Source organism: Symmachiella macrocystis (assembly GCF_007860075.1).
Taxonomy (GTDB): Bacteria; Planctomycetota; Planctomycetia; order Planctomycetales; family Planctomycetaceae; genus Symmachiella; species Symmachiella macrocystis.
The window spans coordinates 3,659,625-3,685,555 of sequence record NZ_SJPP01000001.1 but is presented as its reverse complement, the minus strand read 5'-3'; the positions used below and the strand labels follow the sequence as shown (position 1 = coordinate 3,685,555).

23 protein-coding genes are annotated in these 25,931 nt (G+C 55.4%); 10 read left to right on the top strand and 13 right to left on the bottom strand.

The window, feature by feature from the left end:
* Positions 1 to 18: 18 nt before the first annotated feature.
* The 3 genes from CA54_RS14300 to CA54_RS14290 are packed head-to-tail and all read right to left on the bottom strand — an operon-like array spanning position 19 to position 2,510.
* Positions 19 to 813 carry an energy-coupling factor ABC transporter ATP-binding protein gene (locus CA54_RS14300; protein ID WP_146371406.1) on the bottom strand — a complete coding sequence of 265 codons (795 nt, stop codon included), beginning with the start codon at positions 811 to 813 and terminating at the stop codon, positions 19 to 21.
* Positions 814 to 868: 55 nt separating this feature from the next.
* On the bottom strand, positions 869 to 1,516 hold the full coding sequence (gene cbiQ, locus CA54_RS14295) for a cobalt ECF transporter T component CbiQ (protein ID WP_146371405.1): 648 nt from the start codon (positions 1,514 to 1,516) through the stop codon (positions 869 to 871).
* Positions 1,506 to 2,510 carry an energy-coupling factor ABC transporter permease gene (locus CA54_RS14290; RefSeq protein ID WP_146371404.1) on the bottom strand — a complete coding sequence of 335 codons (1,005 nt, stop codon included), beginning with the start codon at positions 2,508 to 2,510 and terminating at the stop codon, positions 1,506 to 1,508. Before CA54_RS14290 ends, cbiQ begins: the two co-directional genes overlap by 11 nt.
* Positions 2,511 to 2,660: 150 nt before the next feature.
* Here CA54_RS14290 and CA54_RS14285 point away from each other — a divergent pair, with 150 nt between their 5' ends.
* Both CA54_RS14285 and CA54_RS14280 read left to right on the top strand, forming a co-directional pair.
* Positions 2,661 to 3,110 carry a hypothetical protein gene (locus CA54_RS14285; RefSeq protein WP_146371403.1) on the top strand — a complete coding sequence of 150 codons (450 nt, stop codon included), beginning with the start codon at positions 2,661 to 2,663 and terminating at the stop codon, positions 3,108 to 3,110.
* Positions 3,107 to 4,297, top strand: coding sequence for a class I SAM-dependent methyltransferase (locus CA54_RS14280; RefSeq protein WP_146371402.1), 1,191 nt, complete (start codon positions 3,107 to 3,109; stop codon positions 4,295 to 4,297). Before CA54_RS14285 ends, CA54_RS14280 begins: the two co-directional genes overlap by 4 nt.
* A 97-nt stretch (positions 4,298 to 4,394) precedes the next feature.
* Here CA54_RS14280 and CA54_RS14275 read toward each other — a convergent pair whose 3' ends face one another.
* Positions 4,395 to 4,907, bottom strand: a complete 513-nt coding sequence (locus tag CA54_RS14275; RefSeq protein WP_146371401.1) for a hypothetical protein — start codon at positions 4,905 to 4,907, stop codon at positions 4,395 to 4,397.
* 534 nt (positions 4,908 to 5,441) lie between these two features.
* Here CA54_RS14275 and CA54_RS14270 point away from each other — a divergent pair.
* The 3 genes from CA54_RS14270 to CA54_RS14260 all read left to right on the top strand — a co-directional run bounded on the left by CA54_RS14270 (position 5,442) and on the right by CA54_RS14260 (position 10,102).
* Positions 5,442 to 6,638 carry a Gfo/Idh/MocA family protein gene (locus tag CA54_RS14270; RefSeq protein WP_197532465.1) on the top strand — a complete coding sequence of 399 codons (1,197 nt, stop codon included), beginning with the start codon at positions 5,442 to 5,444 and terminating at the stop codon, positions 6,636 to 6,638.
* Between the two features lie 63 nt (positions 6,639 to 6,701).
* On the top strand, positions 6,702 to 8,351 hold the full coding sequence (locus CA54_RS14265; protein ID WP_146371400.1) for a dicarboxylate/amino acid:cation symporter: 1,650 nt from the start codon (positions 6,702 to 6,704) through the stop codon (positions 8,349 to 8,351).
* A gap of 212 nt (positions 8,352 to 8,563) precedes the next feature.
* Positions 8,564 to 10,102, top strand: coding sequence for a PP2C family protein-serine/threonine phosphatase (locus CA54_RS14260; protein ID WP_146371399.1), 1,539 nt, complete (start codon positions 8,564 to 8,566; stop codon positions 10,100 to 10,102).
* Positions 10,103 to 10,147: 45 nt separating this feature from the next.
* Here the strand turns inward: CA54_RS14260 and lptE are convergent, their stop codons facing one another.
* The 7 genes from lptE to CA54_RS14225 all read right to left on the bottom strand — a co-directional run bounded on the left by lptE (position 10,148) and on the right by CA54_RS14225 (position 17,342).
* Positions 10,148 to 10,678: an LPS assembly lipoprotein LptE gene (lptE, locus tag CA54_RS14255; protein ID WP_231963063.1), complete on the bottom strand. Its 531-nt coding sequence runs from the start codon at positions 10,676 to 10,678 to the stop codon at positions 10,148 to 10,150.
* Positions 10,679 to 10,726: 48 nt separating this feature from the next.
* Positions 10,727 to 12,046, bottom strand: a complete 1,320-nt coding sequence (gene bamD, locus CA54_RS14250) for an outer membrane protein assembly factor BamD (protein ID WP_197532464.1) — start codon at positions 12,044 to 12,046, stop codon at positions 10,727 to 10,729.
* A 234-nt stretch (positions 12,047 to 12,280) separates the two neighbouring features.
* Positions 12,281 to 13,030 carry a DNA repair protein RecO gene (gene recO, locus CA54_RS14245; protein ID WP_197532463.1) on the bottom strand — a complete coding sequence of 250 codons (750 nt, stop codon included), beginning with the start codon at positions 13,028 to 13,030 and terminating at the stop codon, positions 12,281 to 12,283.
* Between the two features lie 153 nt (positions 13,031 to 13,183).
* Positions 13,184 to 13,411, bottom strand: a complete 228-nt coding sequence (locus tag CA54_RS14240) for a hypothetical protein (protein WP_146371395.1) — start codon at positions 13,409 to 13,411, stop codon at positions 13,184 to 13,186.
* 354 nt (positions 13,412 to 13,765) lie between these two features.
* Entirely contained in the window at positions 13,766 to 14,683 is a 918-nt protein-coding gene (locus tag CA54_RS14235; RefSeq protein WP_231963062.1) for a ThuA domain-containing protein, read from the bottom strand.
* 87 nt (positions 14,684 to 14,770) lie between these two features.
* On the bottom strand, positions 14,771 to 16,315 hold the full coding sequence (locus CA54_RS14230) for a M20/M25/M40 family metallo-hydrolase (protein ID WP_197532462.1): 1,545 nt from the start codon (positions 16,313 to 16,315) through the stop codon (positions 14,771 to 14,773).
* 88 nt (positions 16,316 to 16,403) lie between these two features.
* Positions 16,404 to 17,342 carry a leucine-rich repeat domain-containing protein gene (locus CA54_RS14225; RefSeq protein WP_146371393.1) on the bottom strand — a complete coding sequence of 313 codons (939 nt, stop codon included), beginning with the start codon at positions 17,340 to 17,342 and terminating at the stop codon, positions 16,404 to 16,406.
* 195 nt (positions 17,343 to 17,537) lie between these two features.
* Here CA54_RS14225 and CA54_RS14220 point away from each other — a divergent pair, with 195 nt between their 5' ends.
* Entirely contained in the window at positions 17,538 to 18,938 is a 1,401-nt protein-coding gene (locus CA54_RS14220; protein WP_146371392.1) for a sulfatase, read from the top strand.
* A gap of 16 nt (positions 18,939 to 18,954) precedes the next feature.
* On the opposite strand, the gene recG is transcribed toward CA54_RS14220, so the two are convergent.
* Positions 18,955 to 21,036, bottom strand: a complete 2,082-nt coding sequence (gene recG, locus CA54_RS14215; RefSeq protein ID WP_146371391.1) for an ATP-dependent DNA helicase RecG — start codon at positions 21,034 to 21,036, stop codon at positions 18,955 to 18,957.
* Between the two features lie 110 nt (positions 21,037 to 21,146).
* Between recG and CA54_RS14210 the strand changes: the two genes are divergently transcribed.
* Entirely contained in the window at positions 21,147 to 22,616 is a 1,470-nt protein-coding gene (locus CA54_RS14210) for an ankyrin repeat domain-containing protein (protein WP_146371390.1), read from the top strand.
* 170 nt (positions 22,617 to 22,786) lie between these two features.
* Here CA54_RS14210 and CA54_RS14205 read toward each other — a convergent pair whose 3' ends face one another.
* On the bottom strand, positions 22,787 to 23,485 hold the full coding sequence (locus CA54_RS14205; RefSeq protein ID WP_146371389.1) for a 3-keto-disaccharide hydrolase: 699 nt from the start codon (positions 23,483 to 23,485) through the stop codon (positions 22,787 to 22,789).
* A 388-nt stretch (positions 23,486 to 23,873) separates the two neighbouring features.
* On the opposite strand from CA54_RS14205, the gene CA54_RS14200 reads away from it, so the two are divergent.
* From CA54_RS14200 to CA54_RS14190, 3 genes are all read left to right on the top strand, one after another.
* Positions 23,874 to 24,632 (top strand): methyltransferase domain-containing protein, encoded by a 759-nt coding sequence (locus CA54_RS14200; RefSeq protein ID WP_146371388.1) that lies wholly within the window; start codon positions 23,874 to 23,876, stop codon positions 24,630 to 24,632.
* A gap of 206 nt (positions 24,633 to 24,838) precedes the next feature.
* Positions 24,839 to 25,375 (top strand): ester cyclase, encoded by a 537-nt coding sequence (locus CA54_RS14195; protein WP_146371387.1) that lies wholly within the window; start codon positions 24,839 to 24,841, stop codon positions 25,373 to 25,375.
* A 95-nt stretch (positions 25,376 to 25,470) separates the two neighbouring features.
* The gene (locus CA54_RS14190; RefSeq protein ID WP_146371386.1) at positions 25,471 to 25,929 is read left to right on the top strand and encodes an RpiB/LacA/LacB family sugar-phosphate isomerase; all 459 of its coding nucleotides are present in this window, start codon (positions 25,471 to 25,473) and stop codon (positions 25,927 to 25,929) included.
* Positions 25,930 to 25,931 lie beyond the last annotated feature (2 nt).

Sequence of the window (25,931 nt, the reverse complement as noted above, 5' to 3'; positions counted from 1 at the left end):
GCGCAAAACGTGCTATTGTTATCGCTTGCCGTAGCGGATGCTGAGCGGGAGTTCTAAGCCGTGTAGTTCCATGAGTCGCTGATTGGAGAAGATCGTTGCCGGTTCACCATCTGCTTGGATTCGTCCCCGGTCCAACACCATCACGCGGGTGCATAGGTCGAGTATCAACTCCAAATCGTGACTGGCAATGAGCTGGGCTGCGGGACAGTCTTCTAACAACCGCATGAAACCGCGGCGGGCGCGGGGGTCGAGATTGCTGGAGGGTTCGTCAAGCGCCAAGACGTCCGGCTGGCAGGCAAGGATCCCGGCCAAACAAACGCGCTTACGTTCGCCAAAACTGAGCTGCATCGTACTGCGGTTTTCCACGTCGGTCAGCCCCATTGCGGCAAGTTGTGTTGCCACACGCTGGAGCACTTCTTCACGACTCAGACCCAAATTCAATGGGCCGAAGGCGACGTCTTCGCGGACTGTGGAACAGAACAGTTGATCGTCGGGATCCTGAAACAGAAAACCTACGTGCTGACGAATCGCCGGCAGGTTTTTCTGTAGCGCAGGCAGTCCGGAGACCCGCACTGGGTAAGTGGCCTCAGCTGATTGTCCGTCGGCGACCGGTAAATCATGCCCCGGCAACAGGCCGTTGAGGTGCAGCAACAGTGTGGTTTTTCCGGCGCCATTGGGGCCCACCAAACCGATGCGCTCTCCCGGCTGGATGTCGAAACTAATTTCCGACAACGCTGTTTGCCCGTTGGGATAGCGATACGACAGTTTGTCGACGCTGAGCACGGGTGAATGGGAGGACGGGGCGTCGGACATAAATCTTGTGAAATACCCTATTACACTATTGGCCCGTTATTACACAGTTGGCCCGTTACGAATCGAGCGTGCGGATTTCGCCGTCGAATCCGCGGGCACACATCGCGCCGTGGACCCGTTCGGCGCGGTTCATTGAGCGAATCAGCAACATGCCGATCAACTGCGCGTTGGATTTCCAGGCGGCCAATAGGCCCTGTTTCGAAAACGTGCGTGCCCGGCGGCCTTCACGCATCCGCTCGAGTTCGTCAAAGACTACGAAAATATACCGATACATGAATGCTAAAATGGCTGCGAGCATTTGCGGCAAGCCGAGTTGTCGCAGTGCCACCAACAACCGGTCAAACGGCGTTACATTCACCAGCCACAACACTCCCATAAATGACAACGTGCCTCGCAGCAACACGGTTGCCATCACGTCCCAGCCTTTTGTGAAACCGGTCGAAGCGGGTACGGCGATGGCCAGGCCCATGATCATGGGGAAAAAAAACATCAGCCGCACCAGCAAATACCGCAGTGGAATTCCGGCCAATGTCATCGCCAAAAAGACCGCGGCCGCCATGCAGCCATGCACGGGCCAATTCTCCGGCGGGACGAACAGCGCGGTGATGATCATGGCCAGAACGAGCAATATCTTGAGGCGATCCGGCAAGCGGTGGCAAATCGAGTTTCCACGGCTGTAAGGATCCAGGAAATCACGTGGCATGGCCAGCCTCGGCGCCTGGTTTCAAGCCGCGCCCCAACAGTAGGGCGATCGCGAAGACTGCCAACGTCCCCCCGATGCCGGCAATCGAGACGGAGAGTTTGCTCATGAACCAGGAATCTTCGCTGCCCAACGGGACTTGATATTCGTCCAAAACCAACACCTGCGGGTCGGCATCAACATGCGCATCGAATCCCATTTTCTCGGCAACCGCTTCTAGGCCGTCGGAGTATCCTGAGGCAAACGGTGCTAAAAATCCCGCCACTGCTAGCGCCACCATCAAACCGACAACAGCGGTCCGCAACGGAGTCGCCTGCCAAGAGCGCCGCGGCGTTTCGGTTTGCATGTTATCGAGGCTCGGTTGGCCATATACCAAATCAGGCCGTTGATCGAGCACGACACTTAACACAAATCCGGTAATCAGCGCTTCGCCCAAACCGATGAGACTATGAAACGTGGTCATCAATGCAAACAGATTCGGCAAACTATAGTCATGGTGCCCGGAGAGTGCGAATTCCAGGCAAAACATCGTCGATGCCGCCAATACACTGAGCCAGGCGGCGATGATTGCTGATGTGATTGTGCCCCGTGGACTGGGCATCCAACGCCGCAAACCGGCGTAGACCGCATAGCCGCCCAGTGCGCCAATCACGCCCATGTTAAAGACATTGACCCCCAAGGCGACCATCCCGCCGTCGGCAAATAGCGCCCATTGGACGACCAGCACCAAGGTCACCACCAAACACCCGGCCCAGGGACCGAGAATTATCGATGCCAACACCCCGCCCAGCAAATGCCCGGATACAGGAGCCACGACCAAGGGGAAGTTGACCATCTGACCGGCGAAAACCAATGCGCCCATCATGCCGGTGAGCGGAATCGTCTTGGTGGTCTCGGTTTTCTTGAGTTGCCGCAGGCTGAATCCCACTGCGCCAGCGGAGGCAACCGCCATGCCGGCACAAACTTCGGGGCTTATAATTCCATCAGCGATGTGCATGATTCTTCGTCGGTTTTCTGGCAAGGGGGAGGTTCTGGCACCTCACGACAATCGTTTGCGAGGCTCAAACTAATCTAGCCGAGTGAATCATTGATTGCAATTCGGTATACTCGACCGCGTGGTGCTATTCAAACAGAGGAGAGGTCCCTGATGTTCCAGCGAAACCTGACTTTTTTTGTCTTGATATCATCTCTCACGATTTTACTCGGCTGCGATGAGAAAGCGATTCCTCCGGACCGGGAGCAAATGGCACCAGACGCGGTACAGGGGCAACAGGCTGTTGAATCCAAATGGCCGGGAAAATTGAAGACGGGGATTGCGCTCCCCCAGACCTTGCCTAACGGCACGCAAATCGGGTTTTCTGTGGATTACCGATTTCGGACCTACACACCCAATCCCCAGGCACAGTATGTCTGGGAGATTCGTCAAGGAGACGGCAGCATTGAACAACTAGCTGTGCAAATCACTGGGAGAATGGGCACGCTCAGCCAGTTTCTGCCCGTCCGACCGGAGCAGGGGCCGTTTTCGTCTCGGATCAGTGTCATGGAAGAGCAGGAGGGGCAGTTGACGCCCTTGACCGATTGGACTTCGATGCAATGAGCGGGCGTACTGCGGAATTGGCTGACTGGCAACAATGGCAGCTGTTACATAAATTGCGGAGCCAACCCCACATCCTGGAAGCCGCCGCTGCTCAGACGGGCGATGCGATGCGGGTGCAGCAACAATTGCGGCGTGAGTTTCCCGCTGATTTGGTGCGTGCTGCGTTGACGTTGGTAGAATTGCGGAAGAAGGCAGCGGAAAAATTTGCCGCTGCTGAGCAGATGTGGTTCGATCGCCAAGGCATGGAACAGGCGACGTCGGAAATTGTCGCCGCGCACAAAGCCGAGCGGTTTACCGGCGATGTCATTGATTTGTGCAGTGGCATCGGCGCGGATGCCATCGCACTAGCGGCCCGCTGCAATGTCGTGGCGGTTGACCGCAATCCCGTAGCCTGTTTGCGAACGCAATGGAATGCGGAAGTAGCGGGGGTTGCCGACCGGATGCAATCACTCTGCGGCGATGTGGAACAGGTTCCGCTTGCGGGACAACTAGTGCACATCGACCCCGACCGCCGCGCCAAGGGACCGGCACGGTCGATCAAACTGGAGGACTATCGTCCCGATCTGGAGTTTCTCCAAGGTCTACCGGCGCATGCCCGCGGCGGGGCGATGAAGCTTAGTCCGGCATCAAATTTTGGTGGGAAGTTTCCCCACTGCGAAATCGAATTGATCAGCCTCAACGGGGAGTGCAAAGAGGCCACCGTGTGGTTTGGCGAATTGGCCGGCCCGAAGTCATGGCGGGCGACCATGTTACCGAGCGGTGCGAGTTTGACCGGCAATGATTTAGAGGTCTTCGCCGAACAGTCGCCGTTGGGCGGATATTTGTTCGATCCCGATCCAGCGGTCGTTCGCGCGGGGTTGATTGACTTAGCGGCCACTGAACTGGGCTTAGCGAGGCTGGATGATGCGGAAGAATACTTGACCGGCGAACAGCCGATTCAATCACCGTTTGTACGGGGCTTTGAGGTGTTGGCCGATCTTCCGAACAACGACAAAGAGATTCGCCGGTATTTCCGACAAGCGGACTTCGGTCAGGTTGAAATCAAATGCCGACACATTCCGATCCAAGCCGAAGCCATCCGCAAAAAGCTCCCGTTGCCGGGCACGCAGGCCGGGGTGTTGATCTTTGCCCGTATTACGGGAAAGGCTCGGGGGATTGTCTGCCGCCGTCTGGCGGATCGCGATTAGCGGGCCGGTCAAATACGAAAAACGGCCGAGCGTCCTGTTGGATGACACCCAACCGTTTCAATGCTTGTGAATCTGCTGATCAAAATCGCCAGCTGGCCTATTGGACATCCGCCTGTCGGAAGGGGAACTGGGAGACCGGAGTCAACTCTTGGAGTGCGGCCTGACGTGTGGTCCGCTCCCATGAAAAGGCATAGCTACGGACCATGCCGGAGGTGAGTTCGGCAACGTAGATAATGCCCGGAGCAGTCTGCACTCGAACGCCCGGTTTATTCTGCAACTGTGCATATCCGGCCACGATCGCGAACTGGGGTTTGCCCCCCAAGTTTTGCAGATCGAAGTCCTGAGCCACATTGCGGAAATAAAATGCGGTGAACGTCGCCGCTTGGGGGTCGAGCACGGCTCCCCGCACCTGACCGGTGATGTGATCGAATACAAACACCCCTTCATTTCCTGCCGTTGCGGCGGGACAGGTGATCATTTCGAATTTTTCCGCGCGGCTATTGGTGATTGCCTGCGCCGGTTCGTGGGGCCAGAGATAGGAGACTGCCACTCCAAATATCAGCCCCAATCCCATCCAAGTTGTGCGTTGGTTCACAATACGATTTCGCATAGCGGCGCCCTTTTAAGATAATTGTTTCAAACCGTGACGAATCCGCCTCACACGTTGTCTTTTGGAGGCGAATCGAAAAAGTAGTTTCCAAAGCCCATTGACGGCCGTATGAAGCCCTGATTTTCGGGACCGGCCGGTACGTTCTTGAAAGTTTTCGAACTGCGACCGTAGTGTATCGCAGACGTTTTTTTTCTGCTAGATGCAAATCGTTTTCTGAGGCGAGCATTGTGTTTTGAGATTTGGTACAACTGGTGCTTCCCAAATAGATTACGAAAGGTCTGGCACCGAAACCTCACCCGATTCGGTAGGGATGACCCATTCACCGAAATCGTTAGCATCGGTTGGACTCAGAATTGGGTGCGCAACAATTCTCAGACCACGACCAAGCCGTCATCCACTGGGAACGATTTTTTTGCCAAGGATTCACACCAAACAAACAATATTTTTGACAGAAAAGCTTGAAGGCCGGCAACAGTCTGCCCTCTAGCTGCGCGGACTGTTCATCCGAGATATTTTTTCAGGAGTACCAAGACGATGGCAACCAACGGGGATTTGAATCGCAAATTACGCATGGCTTTGGTCGGCGGGGGCGCGGGATCGTTTATTGGCCGCGTGCATGCCACAGCGGCAGTGCTTGATAATCGGGCCGAACTCGTCGCCGGCGCGCTCTCCTCCGATCCTGAGCGGGCCAAAGCATCGGCACCGGATTACGACATCAAACCCGACCGAGCGTATGGCTCGGTGGATGAGTTGCTCTCGAGCGAAGCGGCGCTGCCGGAAGACAAACGGATTGATTTTGTCTCGGTCGCCACACCAAACCACACGCATTTCTCGATTGCCAAAGCCGCACTCGAAGCGGGATTCAACGTGATCTGCGATAAGCCGATGACGTTTGATCTTGAGCAAGCCGAAGAGTTGGCGCAGTTGGTGGAAAAATCGGGAGCGGTCTTCGCGCTCTCTCACAATTACACCGGTTACCCGCTCATTCGCCAAGCACGAGAAATGATTCAGAGCGGCGAACTCGGCGAGATTCAGGCCTTTCGCTCCAACTACATGCAAGGTTGGTTGCGTTCACGCTTGGAAGATGACGATCAAAAACAAGCGGCTTGGCGGACCGATCCGGCCAAGTCCGGCGCTGCCGGCGCCTTTGGCGACATCGGCACGCACGCCTACAACTTGGCCCGCTATATGACGGGACTGTTGCCCGAGGAAGTCTCGAGTCATCTGAAGATCTTCGCTCCCGGCCGACGGTTGGATGACTACGGACACGCCGTGATTCGCCTCGAAAACGGTGGACTGGGAACCGTGACGGCTAGTCAAATCTCCCATGGCCGTGAGAACGACCTGTTTATCGAAGTCGATGGCACAAAGGGAGCACTGCAGTGGCGGCAGGAAGACCCGAACCAAATGATGGTCCGCCGCAACGGACAGCCGCATCAAGTTTATACGCGCGACCCCAACGCTCCGTTCACGAACGCATCGGGCGCCGCCGCATGCCGGTTGCCGGCGGGACACCCCGAAGCCTTTTTCGAAGCCTTCGCCAATGTCTATCGCTTTGCCTACGATGCGATGGCCGACCGTGCCTTGGGTAAGACGTTTGAGAAGACCGACACTATTTATCCCAACGTGGCCGATGGCGTCGAAGGGATGTACTTCATCCAACAGTGCGTCGCCAGCAGTGCCGAAAACGGGGCCTGGTTGCCACTCAAACACCCACTGGCTCGCAAGTAAGACGTTGTCGGTCGTTTCGCAAAGTTTAGCCCCCGTTTTAAAAACCCGTCAGGACCGCATTTTATGAAACGTCCGGCGCTGCACATTCAAATCCTCATTGCGCTGATCGTGGGCGCTTGTATTGGCTTGGCGTTCAATCTGGGTTTCAGTACCGGAACCTCGAGCCTTGATCTGCCTGATGCGGTGATACGCGTCCGGCCGAATTTGGACGTAATCACGCTTTCGCTGCATGAATTGGGTCCAGAAGACAAACTGGTCACCAAGGATTTGTTTCGTGACGAACTGGACGGGCTGTCAGATTTTCAAACGACCTATCCGCATATTGCTGACGAGATCAAAGCTGCGTGGGATGCCGATCCGGAAACGGCCCGAATTGAAGTCACTGACCGCCGGATTGATATCGAAGAAAACCTGGACAAGATCAGCGCCATCTATACGCGGCGCGAAGCCGGCGCGGAAGAGTCGACGACATTCACGGGAAAAAACGTCACGGAGTTTCAAAAAAACGCGCCCAACTGGGTGTTTGACGTTTATGAGACAATCGGCGGCACGCCGTCGTTGACGGTGGCCGGTTGGGCCAAGGCGATTGGCGATTTGTTTTTGCGGCTGCTGAAAATGATCACGATCCCGCTGATTGTGACGTCGCTGGTGACCGGCGTCGCCGGCTTGGGTGATACCAGTCGGCTGGGCAAGCTGTTCACCAAAACCATGCTGTACTACTTCACGACCAGCGTGTTGGCCATTACCACGGGGATCATCATGGTCAACCTGATCCAACCGGGGGTCGGAGAGCAGTTGCCGGGGAATGATCACGCGATCGTTGGTGGTGCCGATCAGTCGCTCACGGGGGTGTTCGGCGGGTTGATCCAAAACATGATCCCGTCCAATCCCATCGAATCGCTCGCCTCGGCCAACTTTTTGTCGATCATCACGTTCAGCATTCTGCTGGGCGTGTTCATCATCAAAGCGGGAGAAAAGGGGGACGGGCTGCGGAATCTGTTTGCCTCGGCCTTTGAAGTGATCATGGGAATGACCATGTTTGTCATTTCACTTGCGCCGATCGGTGTGTGTGCCTTCATGGTCTACGCCACCGCGTCGCAGGGGATCGACATTTTCATGACCTTGGCCAAATACATGCTGACTGTGTTTTTGGCCTTGCTGGTCCATGCTGTGATCGTGTTGCCGTTGATCGTGAAGTTTGTCGCACGGCGATCCCCTTGGGAATTCGCGCGGGCGATGAGTCCGGCGCTGATGACGGCTTTTTCCACGGCCTCTTCCAACGGCACCTTGCCTTTGACCTTGGCCAGTGTCGAGAATCGGGGCGGGGTTCCGAATCGGGTGAGTTCGTTCGTGCTACCACTCGGCGCAACGATCAATATGGACGGCACGGCCCTTTACGAAGCGGTCGCTGTTTTGTTTATCGCACAAGCGACTCCGGGCTTTGATATGTCGCTGCAGTCGCAGATCATTGTGGCTGTGACCGCGCTGATGGCGAGCGTGGGGGCGGCGGGGATTCCGCATGCGGGGTTGGTGATGATGGCCATCATTTTGCAAGCGGTCGATTTGCCGATCGAAGCACAGGGCGTGATCATCGCCGTCGACCGAGTGTTGGATATGTGCCGCACGTCGGTCAACGTTTGGAGCGATTCTTGCGGCTGTGCCGTTGTTGCAAGATTTGACGCTCCCGACAACGGTAGCGAAGCGGGCGGTTGAGGCGTCGTTCCGGCGCGCGAACAGGGCCTGGAATCCCCGTCGACGAATCACCTTACGGCATCACTGATCGTTATCAACGGCGCAATCGATGCATGTTAGGGCGCCCTCATTGCGGTTGCGGGCATTGGTCGATGGTAATGAAATAGCACCCGACTTGCGGGTTGCCAAATCATTCCCCCTTAGAAATCGACACCCGCCGGACGTCACGTATTATGACCGCACTGGTGACAGATTATCGCCGACTCGTCTTGCTCATCTGCCGACAGTTTTCCGAAGCGACCGGCTGGGTACTGCGTTTTACCCCTGCCACGGAAGATACGGCGGAAGCGGTGTTGGACCAGTTGAACACCGATGCCTGCTGCTGTTGGCATGCGGAGATCCGCGACGAATTATCCATCGCCGGCTACTTGCATCTGGATGTTCCGCAATTCAACGAACCAAATTCGTCGCTGGAATCGGTGACTGCGCTGGGGCAAACGTTGGCGAACCTGATTTCGGAATTAGTCTCCGCCGCGCATCAGATCGATGCCTCCTCACGCGACCTGTCGACGTTGGTCGACTTAAAGTGCGCAGTCCGCGAGGGAACAGATCTACCTCGCACGATGTCGGATTTGCTGACCGCTGCGGCTCAATTGACCGAATCGTGGGGGGCAACCTTCTTTCTGCTCAACCCCACCACGAACTCGCTACGCTTGCGTGCCGTCTTTCGCCAAGGGGTGGACACGATTCCGCTGAAGACCCGCGAACTACGATCCGACCAACCGGACTTTCAGGCATTGATTCAGGGTCCGATCGTGGTGCAACGCGACCATCCGCACGGCGAACGACTTTTGCCGTCCGATGCGCTTTCAGGGTTGTGCGTCCCGGTGATGGCGGAAAATGTGCCGTTGGGGACGATGTGGGTCTATGACCGACGACAGCGGGAATTTACCGACCGGCAGATCCACGTTTTGCAGTCGATTGCTATTCAAACCGCTGCCATTTTGGAACGCATGGTGTTGTTGCGGGAAAGCGAAGTCCAACACCGGCTGTCGCGCGAATTGCAGGTCGCCTCGGAGAATCAACCAGACGATTTCGTCAACCACGCCATTGATGATCCGATGTTTGAAGTCGCCGCATTTTGCATGAGCGCGCATGAACTGGGGGGTGACTTGTGCGAGTCAATTCCGCTGTCGTCAAATCGCACAGGGATCGCTGTCGGCGATGCCTCGGGAAATAGCATCCCAGCTGCCATGGTGAAGGCGACCGCGCGGGGGGCGCTACGCACTCAGCAAGTGGAAGATCCTGACGTTGCGGGTGTTATGCAGCGTGTGAATGCCGCACTGCACACGTTGACACATTCGCAGCACTTTATGAGCCTAATCTACGGTGTGCTCGATTCTGATAAGCGCACGTTCACCTACTCCAATGCCGGTCATTGTAATCCAATCTTCATCCGCGGAGACAAAGTCACCACGTTGGAGTCACATGGTTTGCTGTTGGGAGTGCTGGGCGATACTGAGTACGGACATTCGGTGGTCGATCTGCAACCTGGCGACGTGCTGGTGATCTATAGCGACGGAATTAGCGAAGCGATGAATCGTTCGCGGGAATTGTTCCGCTCCAAAGGCATCATCGCCGCTGTCCGCGAATGCCGTGAAGGTACGGCAGCTGAAATCCTGCAAAATATCTGGGGGCGCGCCGAGGCGCATTGCGATGGCGATTCGCTTCCCGATGACCGGACCTTGATGGTGGTCAAGATCCGAGAGTAGTCCTGCAGGCGGGCCGACGAAGCAGCGAATTTCCCGGGAGCGTGCCTACCAAGGGGTTTCCATCATCTGCACGATTTCGCGGGCCATTTCGTCCAACGCGACTTGATAGGCTGTTGCTAATGACTGCCCGACTTCCGGGGCGAAATCGCCATCGGACATCAGGTGCACCACGTCCGGCGCCAAGGCCACTTCTTGTTCCTGAAGCAACTCGCCCGTCCGCTGATCGACCCAGGTGACGTGGATCCGCAAATCGATTTCCAATTGCCGCGCCTCGTCGTAACTGCTTTGCCCCAACGTATGCTTCCTGGAGCTGACAATCCGTCCCGACAGTTTGGTGTCGGCATCAGCGCAACTTGCTAGGCGGAGCGGCGTCTGCGTTTGAACTTGCCGCTGAATCGCCTCGGTCAATTGAAACTCGAGATCGCGCCGAAACAAATCGGTGTTGAAAGTTTCGACGTAGACCGTGTGAACCTCGTTGTCAAACGCCGGCCCCACCGCGTAGCCGCAACCGCTCAGCGTGAATGCCATCAGCATTAACGTCGCGGCGCCTACGGTTCGTTGAACGGTGCGAATCACGGTAAGTTTTACCATTGGGTCAGGGGATGGGAAGGAATGAGTTTCGTGTTATTCCGTCGGTAAGTTATCAAATAGATCCGGGACGTCCGAGAAATCGGGCGGGGCAATCGTATCTTCGTTTTCTACTGTTTCGCCTTCCTGGATATCCCCGATGTAAATTTCACCGACATCGCCGTCATACGATTCCTCGTATTTGGGCAGTTCCGGTTGGATCAGTTCTTCTTGTGGATCCATGCCGGAGCGTTTCAATCGTTCCGCTCGCAATTCTTCCATCGTCTGTTTCGCCAATTCGGCGAATGCCGAATCGGGATGGTCCTGCAACAATGCCACGCAGTTGATTTCGGCCGCTTCCCGTTGCCCTTTGCCTAAACGGTATTGAACCCGTTCCCAGGACTTGCGCGCCTTTTCGTGATTGATATAGGCCAACGATTTTTGTAGCCGCTTTCGATTGACCTTGTCCGGAAACAGGCTCAGCGTGCTCTCGGTTAGCTCGATCGCCTTGTCCAGCCCTCTCCCGTCATAGGCAGGGCCTTGATAGATCAATTGCTCGACGTGTGCTCCGAATTGATAGGCGTTAGCTGCGTGTGGGCTGTTGGGGTATTGTTCGCGAAGCATTTCGAAGAAATGGCCGGCTTCTAAATAGTCACCGGTGCGGTAGTGATGCACGCCTGACAACATCACAGCATCGTCTGCCAATTTCCCGGTGGGATGATTCAGCCAAATCGACTTGAGCGCTTCCAAGGCGCGTCCATCGGTATCGAACGCAGGTCGTTTGTCATCCGTGAGATTTGGGATTAATGGGAACGGACGTTTTTGTTTGTCGATTCTGACGACTCCCGACTCGGGATCTTCGCCACCCGAGGCCTGAATGACTTCTTGCTCCTGAACCGGGGCGGGGCCATCCAACCAGTCCCGCGCAATTGTGAACAGGCGGAATGTGGCCTGGTCCATATAGCGCGAGCCTTCGTATTTGTTCAACAGGCGGTTGTAGGAATCCTCCGCTCTGGGAAACCGCTCCTGCTGAAACTGACTTTCGGCCAGCATGAACAGGGCTTCTTCCTCGATGGGGCGGTCTTCATATTTTTTGGTAACTTTTTTGAACGCCTTTTCCGCTTCCTCAAAATCTTTGGCGGCATACAGTTGCTTTGCCGCGTCGAATTCGTCCTGACCTTCCATGGGAGCGAGTGAACCGTCGGCCAACAGACGTTCCTCAGCGGAGCTCGTGCTCGACCCGAACATGGTGCCGATTTTCTCGCGTCCCGATTCGACGGTGGAACATCCAGCCAGATAGGGTAGCCCTATGCTGGCCCATCCCACCATCAAGAAGAAATGAGGGAGCAAGTTTCGTTTTTTTAGGTTTTTGGGCATGACAATCACGGCGGCGACAACGCCTGTTCTTAAATCGTGCGGCCCAACGTCAGCTGCGCTTCGACTGCGATTGACGGAACTTCCGCCAGGGCAAAGCGCACAAAGAACGCCGGCCATACGAACATGGTGAGATTAAATAAATCGAGAAGTGAGATGGGGAGAACAGGTTTGGGTCGCGGGGAGAGATGAGAGTGTGCCGCAAATCTGCGGCGAAACGCTTTTTGGAATCGTGTGTTAGGTGAACTTCAAAAACTTCAACGTTTTAGGACGCCGTCCCAAAGCTTGCCGAATGGCTCCGTCAAGAACGTGGCGAATTTCTGTGAACTGTTGACGTGTTACGCTAACGCGCGATTGTGGCGATGTTGATTCTTCCGACAGACGTCGCAGAACAGCCACCGCTCCGGCGGTTAACCGGTGAAAATATTCTTCTTGTGCCAGACAAGAACGGCAAACCACGCCGCCCAAACTGGATTTCATTCCATACCAAGCCGCTGGTTCTACCTGCCGTCCGCACCGCACACAAATATCCCATGCGGGCAACTGGCCGATTTCACGCAACAGGCCTAACTCAAAACGCAAAATAGCTGTCGCGGCATTTCCAGCGACAGAAAACGATTCTAAGGTCGCGACCACATCGTCGTACAATTGAGGATGCGGATCGTATTCTTCATTCAGTCCGTTTAGCAATTCCGCGACATAATACCCGCCGTACAGGCCGGTTAAGTCGCGGTCGTTTGACTGAAATCGTCTTTTGAGTTGAGCTTCGGTCAGTATGTCCAACCCGCCGGACGATTTGCGGATGAACACTATATTGTAAACGCTTAACAGGTCAAGACCAGCCTCGAACGCGCTCTTAGCGCGCTTAGCCCCTTTGGCGACCGCCGAGAACTTGCCAAACTCCCGTGAAAAGCAGGTGACCACGCGGCTGCTTTCACTGAAATCCGCCAACCGAATCACAATCGCTTCCGTTTGTTCAGTCGACAAAGAACGGTCACCTTTAACAACGTTGATTCCCTTACTAAGAGGGAAGAGTCCGCAAATAAATTCTCCCTCTCGCGCGGAGAAGGGCAATAACAGATTACTCCCTCTCCCCCTGGGAGAGGACTGGGGTGAGGGTTTTCAAACTACTCAACCTCATCACTCCTGCCGATCCTCAGTGGCCGGCTTATCCAGTGCCTGCAGCGGCACAAACCCCGGCGAGGATTCCGCTGCAGTTGTACTTCCTGATGGACAATCCCCACAGCCTCCGGACTGACAGCCCCCCGAGCGTCCCCGCGCCAACTGCACGAAATCGCGGGTCAGTAAATAAACCGCCCACGCGACAATCACGCCGCACACAACAAATTGCCAGCCAATTTCCGGCATCAGTGGTTTCTCATCTTAGAATAAAACCTGCATTGAAATACTAGGACATCGTCCTAGGTGACGGATCGGTTATATCGTCGATTGGCCGAAGGTCATACTCAAAACTCCAGCCATTTTCGCGGGCAGGCCATTTGTGAATATGGCCGTCGGCCAAAGCCGCTTCGTGAGCCTCACCATCCAGGGGCGTTGCCCCTGGCTAAGATGAAAAAGGCCTTCGGCCTAAAATGCTTCAGACGGCTAAATTGTGACCCTGCATTTTATTTTCAGCGGCGTTAACAAATTGTGACAGGCAACCTGGGACTGTCAATTGGGCGCGTACGGAAATTCGTGAATCCGGCAGCGTATTCGCGAAAATCACTTGCCAGGATCGACACTCACCACGTCCGGCTTGGGGAAATTCTTCGGAACCGGCAACGTCACTTCGCCCGTTGCTGCCCATTCGCAACCACGATTCATCACCGTTTGAAAGCCGATACAACGCAGCGACGTGATGTCCTCGCCGCCGACGTGTCCTAGCACCGTGGTGAAAACACGTCCTTTGCCGTAGGGAATCACCCAGACCATCGGCTCATGCGTGCCAGTTCCGCCGGTCTCCTTGTCGGAATAGGCCGTTGCTAAAATTTGCATGTTCAGCGCCGGGCCTCGTTGACCGTGATACAACTCGTCCTTGGTGTGCATCCATTCACGAGGCATGCCACGCGTGACGGGATGGTCCGAATCGCGCGTCACAATTGCATACTCGTGTTGCCGACCATGTCCCGCTCCAGGGCCTTTGCCGGCAGCGGCGCGGTTGATTTTACCTTTGTCATCCAATGAAACCCGCTCACCAAAATCATTGCCGCGCCACCCCAGGCCGATCATCTCGTTCCACTGCGGCCATTTGGGAAACGCGTTATTGGCCGCATGGATAATCACCAAGCCTCCACCCCCTTTGATGTAGTCGGTCAGATCTTGCTGCACCGGCTGTGGCCAAGGTTGGCCGTTGTAATTGCTCAGTACAGCGTCATATTTTGAGAACTCCGGCCGAAAAGTTTTCCAAGCAGCCGCCGGCGCATTTTTGGGAGGCGTCGTGACAACGTCCACGGAAAACCGACCTGTGTCTTCCAAGACCTGACTCATGTAAGGCGTCATCACATGCCAGTCGTGATTGTTCTGGCCATCGACGATCAGAATGTTGAGTTTCTCCGCCGCACGCAAATCGGCAGTGCCGCTGCAGAGTCCCGCAACACACAACAGCACCAAGGCCAGTACCTTCATCAACCCATTCCACATAACCAAGACTCCCCCACTTCAAGTAGGGCAGGCTCCCGCCTGCCGTGATTTCCACAACCCCGTTACCCTCTCTGACGCAACGCAACATCAACGATTCGGCAGTTCCGGTATATGAATGTCGAGCGATTTTAAAAAGCCATGGCGTTCGACGAGCAATTCCAGTTGCGGCGTTTGATAAAATGCGTCGCCCCCGATCGTTTCGAAATCGGCGACCTCCCGTTCCCCAATTTTGTAGATTCGGTCGTTCAACCGCAACCCGGCTTGCCCTGCTGGTGATCCGGGGACTACGCGGGTCAGGACCAGACAGCCGGGATCGGCGGGATCGATCCGCCAACTGATCCCTAACCGTGTCGGCGTCCCTTCCAATGCGACTGAGATCGTTTTCGGTTCAGAGTCTTCGCCGCGGTGAATCACAAACTCTGTTGGGCTGGCCGCCGCTAAGACAGCGACGAGGAACTCGCTGCCTTTGGTCACCGCTGTTCCTCCCACCTCGATAATCACATCCCCCACAACTAGCCCTGCGCGGGCGGCGGCGGAGACGGGGCGGATTTGGTCCACGCGTATGCCAGCTGATGGTGCGTCGACTTCACTCCAGCGTACCCCCAGTCGACTAGGGCGCGGCGGAAGTCCACGCTCGGTTTGCTTTTGTACGGCGACGGTTTCACCCAATACAGAGCGACGAAAGGGGGTGATTTCTTCTCGATTGGCCAAGTCCCACGTGACGTGAAACATCAATCGCGTAATATCGCGAATTCCGTCGTAATTCAGTTTGTCGAGATCGTCGGCCGGCGTGTGGTAATCGTTGTGCAATCCCGTGTGAAGCATCATCGCCGGCACTTGCCTCTGCAGAAACGGCCAATGATCGCTGTTGTCGGGCAACTCCCAGGTGTAATCTAACTTCAAGGACTCGACGTGGTTGTTGTCGCTGATAATTCGCCGTAGTCCGGGAATGGTGCGGGCGCCGTAACAGGTCAAGACGCCGCGACGTAACCGGCCGATCATATCGACGTTGATCAGCATTTTCACTTTGTCACGGGGTACCGTCGGCGATTTGATCCAATGCTCCGAACCCCACAATCCTTTTTCCTCGGCATCCCATAAAGCGAACAGTATTGTCCGCCGCGGTGGTGTGTTGAGGTTGGAAATCGCCGCGGCCAATTCGATCAGCGCAGCTGTCCCACTGGCGTTATCATCCGCGCCGTTGTGGATGTAGCCGGTCGGTCCCCGGCTATTTCCGCTGTTGCCGTATCCCACATGGTCGTAATGCGCGCTGACCATGACCACTTCGTCCCCAACGACGGGGTCCGTACCGCGGATCATGCCTAGAATGTTGCGGTAGTTGCCGTTGAAGGATTGGTAATAGCGGCTGTCTTTGGTGCCGCCTGCCAATTTGTATTTTCGATATTGCTCGCCCAAATAAACCCCCGCAGCCATCCCGCCCTGTGATCCGGCTTCCCGTCCCTCGAACGTGTCGCTGGCCAGCACATTGACATGTTCCTTGATGTCAGCAACCGTAATCGAGTCTTTTGCCTGGGTTATCGAAAAATTCCCCGCCGCACGCGCGTTGTCCGCGACGATGCCAAAGCAGAGGGAGAGACCAATCCAAACGTTGCGTATCAGGGTGGTGTACATAGGCGTTGGTGAGATCTTGGGGGAAGGTGGGGGCCACTGTGAATTCATTGATTCCAATTTAGCATCCGCGGGAACCTGCGGCAAAGCGTTACGGTGCTTCGTTTCCCGCGCAAGCTCCCCAAACCGAAGAGGATGTCCAAACCATCGAGCATCCAGGGAGGGACTCAGCTAGCTTATCCATCTCAGGCTGCGTGACTTGCGTCATTTCCAGGGACAGGTGTTTTAACTTGGTGAGGCCTGCTAGATGCGCTGCGCCAGCATCGGATATCTGATTGCAATCCAAACGCAATGACTGAAGCTCGGTGAACTTGGCCAGATGTGCTAGTCCTGCGTCGGTAATTTTTGTACCGGAGAGGTTGAGTGTGACGATGCTGGTCAGCCCGGCCATTTGTTCCAGACTGGTATCTGTGACGGGGCAATTCTCAAGACTCACACGTTTGAGGGTCGTCGTACCATGAAAATGCGAGAACCCCTTGCCTGTGATCTGAGTGTGATTGAGCGTCAATTCTTGCAGGGACGACAACGCAGCTAGCTGCGCCAACCCGGCATCTGTCACTTTTGTTTTCGCGAGATCTAACGCTGCTAGGTGATTCAATTGACGTAAATGAATCATCCCCGCATCACCGACGCTGGTTTCTCTGAGTGAGAGACGTTCCAGCCCCAACAGTTCGCTGATATAAATCAGCCCGGCATCAGTAATCGGTGTGCTACTCAGTCCCAGACGCCGCAATTTGGGCATATCTTGCAAACGTTTCAGTTGTTCGGCCGTAACCGGCTGAAAATCTAAATACACAACGTCGGCATGATTCAATGCCTGCAAATATTTTTCGTCCACCGCATCCGGGATCAACGCAGGACGTTCGAGCTCTGTGGATACAAATCCTTCAAGCTCTGCAATCGCCTGTTGCTCTTTATAGTGCGGCCACCAGATCGGTAATACGACGGCAACCACCAACGCCACTAAGCTAATGAAAATCAATAGCCCGGTGCGAGGAATACGAGATTTGCGGGAGTCGGGTTCAGACATCGCTAACGCTCCTTTATCCTCATAGTCTAACAAACGTGAATGAGGTCGTCGCTGGTTGGCGTGAGATTCCGGTATCACGTTGGGCAAAGGATTCCAGAGGGAAATCAGCCTGCGTAAGCTGGTGCGGCGACTGGGAGCATGCTAATTTTAAGTCGTGTTGCCACATCGTTTCCCCTGCAAAAAGGCTCGACCGCCATGTCTTTCCGTGCCGCTTTAATATTTATCGTTATCTCCCAGATCGCTGGCTGGACCGAGCCACTTTTCGCGGCGACGGAAAAGCCGAATATTGTGTTCATTTTCGCCGACGACCTAGGGTGGACCGATCTGGGCTGCTACGGGAGCAAGTTCTACAAAACGCCCCACATCGACCAGCTCAGCGAGCAAGGGCTGAAATTCACCTGTGCCTATACCAATGCCCCCAACTGCGCCCCCACGCGGGCCTGTTTGATGAGCGGACGCTATTCGCCCCGGCACGGCATCTATACCGTCAGTACCGGCGCTCGGGGTGATGACAAATTCCGCAAGATGATTCCAGTCGAGAATATCACCGACCTGCCGCTTAGCGAAGTTACCATGGCCGACGCCATGAAACAGGCGGGGTATGTGACTGGTATGTTTGGTAAATGGCATCTTGGCAAAGGCCCTAAATACCATCCATCGCAGCGCGGATTCGACGAGGCCATCTCGGCGTCACGGGGGCATTTTAATTTCACAACCGATCCCGCAGTGCCAGTCGACGAAGACGAGTATCTGGCTGATTTCTTAACCGACCAAGCAGTATCGTTCATCGAGCGACATCGTGATGAGCCTTTCTTTTTGTATCTGCCCCATAACGCCGTCCACACTCCGATTCACGCTAAGGAGACTTCGACTGCCAAGTTCCAAGGCCAACCACCCATCGGCGGACATCACAATCCGGTCTATGCTGGGATGATTGACAGCGTCGACGAAGGGGTCGGGCGGATCATGGCCAAGTTAGATGAGTTGAAGCTGGCCGACAACACGATTGTGATTTTCTATTCCGACAACGGCGGGTTGGGCGGATATGGTGAATTGGGCGGCTCCACCGGGCGGAACATCACCAACAATGCTCCACTGCGCGGCGGCAAGGGAATGTTGTACGAAGGGGGCGTGCGGGTGCCGTTGATTATCCGTTGGCCTAAACCGATTCCGGCAGGAACGGTCTGCGACGAGCCGGTGATCTCTATCGATTTCTATCCCACGTTCTTAGAAGTGGCCGCCGTCCAGCCCGATTCGGCGCACAAACTCGACGGCATCAGTTTCTTGCCGCTGCTCAAATCGGGCGGGAAAGCCAAACTGGATCGCGAGGCGCTCTATTGGCATTTCCCCGGCTACCTGCAAGCCGATGTCAAAGCAGGCACCTGGCGAACCACCCCCGCCGGTGCGATCCGCGTGGGAGATTACAAACTGTTGGAGTTCTTCGAGGATGATCACGTGGAGCTGTACAACCTCCGCGACGACCTCAGCCAGAAGCAGGACTTAGCAGCCAAGATGCCGGACAAGGCAAACGCGTTGCGCGACCAATTGCACCAGTGGCGGAAAAGCGTGAACGCTCCGATGCCGACGCCGAAATAACCCATTGCCGAACAGTTCAACCACTGCCGACCAGATCCATCTGTTCGCGGAATCGCTCTAACACGCGGATCTTCAGCGGCGCATAATCGGGATCGTCGAATCGCCCGGAGTCGACCAGCTGGAACGCCACTTTGCGGGCTTCGCGAAGGACGGCTCCGTCGGTGGTGAGGTCGGCGACGCGGAGCGGAAGGTCGCCGTGTTGACGCGTGCCTAATACGTCGCCCGGGCCGCGGAGTTCGAAATCGGTCTCGGCAATCTCGAAGCCGTTCACCGTGCGTTCCATCGCCTGCAGCCGGCTGACTGCTTCGGGGTTGTCGGTTTCGGAAAACAAAAAGCAATAACCATCGAAACGGCCCCGCGCAATCCGGCCCCGCAGTTGGTGCAATTGCGACAGTCCGAACCGCTCGGCCTGGTAAATCACCATCAGCGTCGCATTGGGCACATCGACGCCGACTTCGACCACAGTTGTGGAGACGATTGCCTGAATCTCTCCGCTACGAAACGCCTCCATCGCCGCTGCTTTACGTTCACGATCCATTTGGCCATGCACGAGGCCCACGCGAAAGCCGCTCAGTTCGCCGTCGCTCAAGTCGCGGAACACCGCTTCGGCGCTGGCGTCTTCCGTTTCGGCATCTGATTCGTTCGCTTGGACACGGGGGCAGACGATGTAGGCTTGGCGGCCCGATTGCAGTTTGCGGCGGATGAACTCCCAGGCTTTCTTGCGTGCAGCGGCGGTATAGACGCGGCTTGATGTCACTTTGCAGCGACCGGGCGGCATATCGGAGACAACCGACAGGTCCAAATCGCCGAATTGTGTCAGGCATAGGCTCCGCGGAATGGGGGTGGCCGTCATCACCAAGACATGGGGCACCCGATCGCCGCTGGAAAAATGCGCCCGCTGCATCACGCCGAATTTGTGTTGCTCGTCGATGACCACCAGCCCCAGATTGTCGAAGTTCACATCTTTCTGAATCACCGCTTGCGTGCCGACGATCAATTGCACCGCACCGGAAGAAATGTCGGCCAATGCCTGCCGCCGTTCGCCGGCAGTTAAGCTGCCAGTTAGTAGCAAGCGGTTCACGCGACTATGCGCTAAAATAGCTTCGACGGTCCCCCAGTGTTGCGTCGCCAGCAATTCTGTCGGCGCCATTAACACCGCTTGATAGCCGGCGGCGATAGCGACCAACGTTGCATAAATCGCTACAGCGGTTTTCCCCGCACCGACGTCGGCTTGCAATAAGCGGTGCATGGCGTGTCCCGAATCGAGATCCTGCACGATATCGGCAACCGCCGAGTTTTGTCCGGCGGTGAATTCAAAGGGAAACAACCGCCGAATCCGCGCATCGATTTTCGACGTGGTGGGCATTTTGGCTGAGATCGGCTGTTGGGTTCGCAATCGGCGGCGCAGCGCCAGTCCCAATTGAAACTCTAACAAATCCTGAAACACCAACCGCCGCCGTGCTGCATCGCGCTGTTCGATCGTCTGTGGAAAATGGACGCCGTGCAGCGCTGCAGTGATCGGCATCAAGTCCGTGTATTGGCGAAATTTCTCCGGCAATTCTTCCGGCACAAACTCCGCATGCGATTCCAAGGTCTGGCGTGTGATCCGCCGCATGGCCTGCATGTTCAACCCTTCGGTGAGCCGATAAATCGGCAACACCCCGCCCCCGGCCTCCGCATCCTCTTCGTCGAGCCATTGAATCATGGGGTGCGACATTTCCCAACGCCCCGACGCGCGTTTGACCTTGGCGGAAAACAGCACCAGATCGTTGGGTTGAAATCGCTTGAGCACCCAATGCTGGTTGAACCACACGCCGCGGACGAAATCCCCGTCGCAATCCAGCAACACCGCCGAGAGTGTGCGATTGCCGGAGATTTTCTTGCCGTCGAGATCCACCACGCGACCGCGGACCGTCTGCACCTGCCCCTCTTCCAACTCCGCCACCGGCTTAACGACGGTCAGGTCGAGATAATCCCGCGGCAGATCAAACAACACATCCTCAGCCGTCCGAACGTCCAGCTTTTCCAACAACTCCGCGCGCGCCGGCCCCACTCCTTTCAGGAATTGCACCGGTGTTTGCAGAGGATCATCGGACATGGTTCAGTAGCGGCGCGATGGATGGCGAGTTCGGGGAATATCTTCAGCATAACTTACCGGCAACGGCCGTTGGCGTCCAATGGGGCGGGATCTAGGAAGACGCTGATCTCTTGGCAATTGAATTTCTACCATTCTACAATGCAGTCATGCCATGCTCTACTTCATTACCGACTCGGATCGAGATTAATGCCTTGTGGACAGGGTTTGCGTCACCGCAGACGTCAGGCCGGCTTGTCTTGCGGCAGGAGGCGGATGGTGATTGGACCTCGCATGATGAAGTCACGCTTGCGCTAAGTACTGTGACGCAGGGGCAGATTACTCGCTTCTTGAACGCGATTGATGACATCGCGACCGAACCTGACCCAATTCGGTTTGGTAGAACAACGGCCGAGCTTGATTATCATTTTGGTAGTCGCAGAACAAACGACTCGCCGACGATGCTGATCGAGCTGCACAATAACGACCATGACCTCCGGCGCATAAGAACGACATCTAATCGCGCGCATCTTCTGCCATGGACAATCGAAGGGGAAGATGGTTCTGACAACTTCAACCCTGAAATCAGTATTGCGTTAGCAGCAATTCTGCCTGACGGTTGGATGTTCAAAGAAAGGCTTCAATCATCGAGTCGCATTTTCGATACTGAAAATGAAATTCGTGCCGAGTTCGAGAAACGCGAACAAGAGCAGGTGCCGGATGATCGCCCCATCGAAACGTACGAGCAACAGATGGCGAAGTTCAATGAGGCTATGAATCAGTTGGCCGATGCAACGATACACGGCGAAGAAACCGAATTTGTGAAAGAGAAGCGCGACTACACTGCGAACCAACTCAGACGATTGTCCGCGACAGAGCTATCTGAATTAGTGGCAGCTGGATTCGACCTTTCGACCAGTGACGAAACCGGACAAACTGCTTTAATGATGGCGGCATCTCCGCCTTTCAATCGCGAACAATTTGAAAAACTGATTTTCGCCGGTGCCGATGTGAATGCGAAACGGGCCGATTTGATGACGGGAATTATGCAGGCTTGCGCCGGAGGCATGGAAAAAACTGTTCCATTCTGGATCAATGCCGGCGCGGATATCAGTCTGCGCGGCCCCCACGGTTGCACGGCACTCATGCTTGGTGCGAAGAATTCTGAAATCGTGCGAAGTTTACTCAAATATGGAGCCGACGCAACTTACAAAGATAACGATGGGGATACGGCTCTGGATTATGCGATGGACAAACTCGACATCATGAGTGCAGGCAAACGGTTGCAATCGATCGACCTATTAGCTCGTGAAATTGGTCGAGTGGATTTACTCTCATTGAAGCGTTCACTTGATCGTGCGATCGAGGCATCCCGCAACACGAGAGTTCATAACCAAGTGTTGTCGAGCTTGGGAAAACGCCCAATGTCGGAAAATATATTTGAGGGCCGAAAGAAAGCAGACCAAAGTGAAGCGATTCGGAAGTATTATGCTGGCATGGATGAATTTATTGACCTAGAAATCACTGAAATCGAATTGGCTGACAGGATCGTCGCAGTTCTAAGAGAAATTGTCGCCGAGTTTGAAACATCTTCGATCGGATAGTTCGATGAAGCCCCAAAAGTGAAATCCCCAAAACACAATAGACCGCGAATGGACAGAGTGAGGGCACCAGCCATTAAATGGTTTTGGGGGTTCGATAACTCTCGTCAAAGTTTGATATTGGATGTGCGCGGGCAACAATTGACTTCGCATTGGGGACGCAGCTGTAACGCTCAAAGCTGTTTGAGGTAGATGTCCTTAAATTGCACGGTCATGGGCTTGCCGGATCGCAGTTGTAATCCGAGGAAGCCTTTCAGGTCGAAGTGCCCTTTCTCCTGGTCGATCAGTTCGGAGCACTTTACACCGTTGATCCGGAGAATGATGTGTTGGCCTTTGGCCGTGATGTGATAGTCGTTCCATTCTCCCTCGGGTTTCATGGTCGCCTTCGCGTCCAGGTTGGTGGCTGTTCGTTTGCCCGCCGCGTCGATGACGGTCTTTGTGCCATTGGCGGTTAACAGTTCGTGGCCTTTGCGATTGTGCATTTCATCGCAAACGCCGCCGAGATACGGACCGCTCTGATAAATATCGGCCTGATAGCCGACTGCCAGTCCATTGGGCTTGAGCAGACTGCGAAACTGAACTCCCGAATTCCCGCCGTTTCCCTTCACGCGGAATTTGAGTTTGAGTTCGAAATCGGCGACGTCGCCACCCTGCCAGACCATGAATTGATTTGAGGTACACGGGTTCTCAGGCGTCGATTGCCCTGTAATCGCATGATCCCGCACCGACCAGTAACTCATCTCCAGCGCCTTCCAGCCTTTCAATGATTTGCCGTCAAAGATCGACTCAAATTCCGCCGCCGAAAGCGACCCGGCAGTCAAGGCAACGGATAGGCACAAAACCAAACGCGTGAACGGAGAAATTGTTTTCATGATAAGCTACTTATTGAATCTCGAGACGGAGTTTTTATCGGCATGGAACATGATCTCAAGTCCGATCACACATATCAACTCTATCCGATCCGTGCTGCAAGTTGGTGTAAGCAATTGTGGGTGGCTGTATCTCGCAGGGCAGAGATGAGTAATTGCCAGCAAACCACCCCACCGTGAACCGAGGGAGGCGACTAGCATGATGGCCAATTACTAGTGGCGCCAGCGTCGATGGCTTTGACTACACACCAGCCGTCCGGCCGCTATAATTGCTGCGGTCAGTCTCCGTTTGCCTGCGCGGCAGTCCCCACTGATCCTAGTGATCCGCTGGAATCAGGCCTGCTGTTTCGTCCTGTGGGGCTGCCGAATTCAACCATGATTTGCAACACCGATGACTGCCGACGTTTCCGATTCTGATGCGCTCCTGCCGCGATTCAACGACCGGGCCGATTCTTATACTCAAGCGGCCGTGGTGCAGCAGGCTCTAGCGACGTGGCTTGCGGAATGGATTGAGCCGATTGAGCAGACGCGCTGGCTGACGGCATTGGAGTTGGGGCCGGGCGATGGACTGTTCACGCGCATGCTGGCTCCGCGATTCGATTCTCTCACCGCTGTGGATAACGCGCCGCAAATGGTCGAGCGGGGTCGCTGCGCATTGCCAGACGTGGAGTGGGAGGTGGCTGACGCATGGCAGATTGAGCGTCTCGCATTCGATCGGGTGTACTCCGCTAGTTTTCTCCAGTGGTGCGACGACCCCGTGCCGGTGCTGAGCAATTGGCACTCTCTTGCCAAACCGGGGACGCGCATGCTGCATGGGTTTTATGTCGCCCCCACGCTCAATGAATGGCAAACCATTGCGCTGAGCCGATCGCCCATTCGATGGCGCAGTGCTGAGGAATGGATTGCCTGTTTTCGTGAAGCCGGTTGGAAGGTACTGCGAAGCGACTCACACAGTCATACACAACGGTTTCCCTCTTCCCTGGAACTGGTTCGCTTCTTTCATCGCACCGGAGCAACAACGGCGCGACAGACTTCTGCCAGCGAACTACGAAAAATGATCTCGGACTACGACACTCGATTCCCCGCCGTGGACGGATCTCCCGGAGTGCAGAGCCAGTGGACATTTTTCCGCATCGAAGTGGCTAATTAATTGCCGGCAACGTCTGTTAAACTGCCCATCGAAAAAGGGGGGCCAGTGAGGACTTGTCCGCCATTGCAAACGTGTCCTTGCTAAAACACTGCTGGAATAACCGGACTGGACTAGCCGGGTAGGATTCCGGGCAGGCTCAGAAAAATTTGGTATCATGCCTGCAACCATCCAAAATTCAGTTTTCAATTCTTTCGGAGGAGGGCACAATGACGACCAATTTGTCGGAAGCCGAAATGGTGCGACTGTGGGAGTTGCATACGCAACTGGAATTTGAAACGAAAGATGCCGTTGCCACCGTTGCCACAATGGCGCCGGGCAACTATGTGAATCATGTTCCCACGATGACCGGCGGGCGTGGTCATGACGAGATGATTGAGTTCTATGGCAAACATTTCATTCCCAAGATGCCGGCCGATACCACGCAGCGGGTTCTCGCGCGGACGGTGGGAAAGGATCGGTTGATTGATGAATTCGTGTTTTCTTTCACACACGATATTGAAATGGATTGGATGCTGCCGGGAATTGCGCCGACTCACCGGAAGGTCGAAGTGCCGTTGGTGGTCGTCGTGCAATTTGAAGGAGATAAAATCGCCTGTGAACGAATTTATTGGGACCAGGCTTCGGTCCTGGCGCAGATTGGGCTGCTTGATCCCTCGGGGCTCCCAGTGGCAGGCGTTGAACAGGCCCGCAAATTTGAGGATCCACAACTTCCGTCCAACGAACTGATGCAACGCGGCGATTAGCCGTTCGGACCAAGAGCGTTGCACCGTTTTCCTTTTCTCGTCGGCGCACAGCCCACAACCGCGTTCTCAACAATCGAATACTGGAAAGTACAGATATGCGCGTCGGTATCGCTGCAGATCATGGAGCGTTTGAATTAAAGCAATATCTGGCCGACCAACTCCGCGGAGCAGGGCATGAGGTGACCGATTTTGGTGCCCACAGTCTGAACCAGGACGACGACTATCCCGACTTTGTGATCCCGCTGGCCCAAGCCGTGGCCGCTGGGACAATGGAGCGTGGAATTGCCCTCTGTGGCAGCGGCGTCGGCGTCTCCGTCTGTGCGAACAAAGTCGCAGGTATCCGCGCCGCTCTGATTCACGATCACTTTTCCGCTCAACAGGGAGTCGAAGACGATCACATCAACATCCTCTGCATGGGTGGCCGCGTTGTCGGCATAGCGGTCGCGTGGGACGTAACGCGCACGTTCCTATCCGCCGAATTCAGCCAAGCCGAACGTCATCTGCGCCGTTTGGGAAAAATGTCGTCCCTGGAGACGGGACTTCCCCCTGACTAATG

Excerpts from the sequence above, each read along its gene's own strand:
- CA54_RS14235 (WP_231963062.1), bottom strand. The coding sequence starts at position 14,683 with ATGTGGAATGGGTTGATGAAGGTACTGGCCTTGGTGCTGTTGTGTGTT.
- CA54_RS14230 (WP_197532462.1), bottom strand. The coding sequence starts at position 16,315 with ATGTACACCACCCTGATACGCAACGTTTGGATTGGTCTCTCCCTCTGC.
- CA54_RS14285 (WP_146371403.1), top strand. The coding sequence starts at position 2,661 with ATGTTCCAGCGAAACCTGACTTTTTTTGTCTTGATATCATCTCTCACG.
- CA54_RS14275 (WP_146371401.1), bottom strand. The coding sequence starts at position 4,907 with ATGCGAAATCGTATTGTGAACCAACGCACAACTTGGATGGGATTGGGG.
- CA54_RS14200 (WP_146371388.1), top strand. The coding sequence starts at position 23,874 with ATGACTGCCGACGTTTCCGATTCTGATGCGCTCCTGCCGCGATTCAAC.
- CA54_RS14240 (WP_146371395.1), bottom strand. The coding sequence starts at position 13,411 with ATGCCGGAAATTGGCTGGCAATTTGTTGTGTGCGGCGTGATTGTCGCG.
- CA54_RS14220 (WP_146371392.1), top strand. The coding sequence starts at position 17,538 with ATGTCTTTCCGTGCCGCTTTAATATTTATCGTTATCTCCCAGATCGCT.
- CA54_RS14190 (WP_146371386.1), top strand. The coding sequence starts at position 25,471 with ATGCGCGTCGGTATCGCTGCAGATCATGGAGCGTTTGAATTAAAGCAA.
- CA54_RS14225 (WP_146371393.1), bottom strand. The coding sequence starts at position 17,342 with ATGTCTGAACCCGACTCCCGCAAATCTCGTATTCCTCGCACCGGGCTA.
- CA54_RS14290 (WP_146371404.1), bottom strand. The coding sequence starts at position 2,510 with ATGCACATCGCTGATGGAATTATAAGCCCCGAAGTTTGTGCCGGCATG.
- recG (WP_146371391.1), bottom strand. The coding sequence starts at position 21,036 with ATGTCCGATGATCCTCTGCAAACACCGGTGCAATTCCTGAAAGGAGTG.
- CA54_RS14280 (WP_146371402.1), top strand. The coding sequence starts at position 3,107 with ATGAGCGGGCGTACTGCGGAATTGGCTGACTGGCAACAATGGCAGCTG.
- CA54_RS14265 (WP_146371400.1), top strand. The coding sequence starts at position 6,702 with ATGAAACGTCCGGCGCTGCACATTCAAATCCTCATTGCGCTGATCGTG.
- cbiQ (WP_146371405.1), bottom strand. The coding sequence starts at position 1,516 with ATGCCACGTGATTTCCTGGATCCTTACAGCCGTGGAAACTCGATTTGC.
- CA54_RS14260 (WP_146371399.1), top strand. The coding sequence starts at position 8,564 with ATGACCGCACTGGTGACAGATTATCGCCGACTCGTCTTGCTCATCTGC.
- CA54_RS14270 (WP_197532465.1), top strand. The coding sequence starts at position 5,442 with ATGGCAACCAACGGGGATTTGAATCGCAAATTACGCATGGCTTTGGTC.
- CA54_RS14205 (WP_146371389.1), bottom strand. The coding sequence starts at position 23,485 with ATGAAAACAATTTCTCCGTTCACGCGTTTGGTTTTGTGCCTATCCGTT.
- CA54_RS14300 (WP_146371406.1), bottom strand. The coding sequence starts at position 813 with ATGTCCGACGCCCCGTCCTCCCATTCACCCGTGCTCAGCGTCGACAAA.
- bamD (WP_197532464.1), bottom strand. The coding sequence starts at position 12,046 with ATGCCCAAAAACCTAAAAAAACGAAACTTGCTCCCTCATTTCTTCTTG.
- CA54_RS14195 (WP_146371387.1), top strand. The coding sequence starts at position 24,839 with ATGACGACCAATTTGTCGGAAGCCGAAATGGTGCGACTGTGGGAGTTG.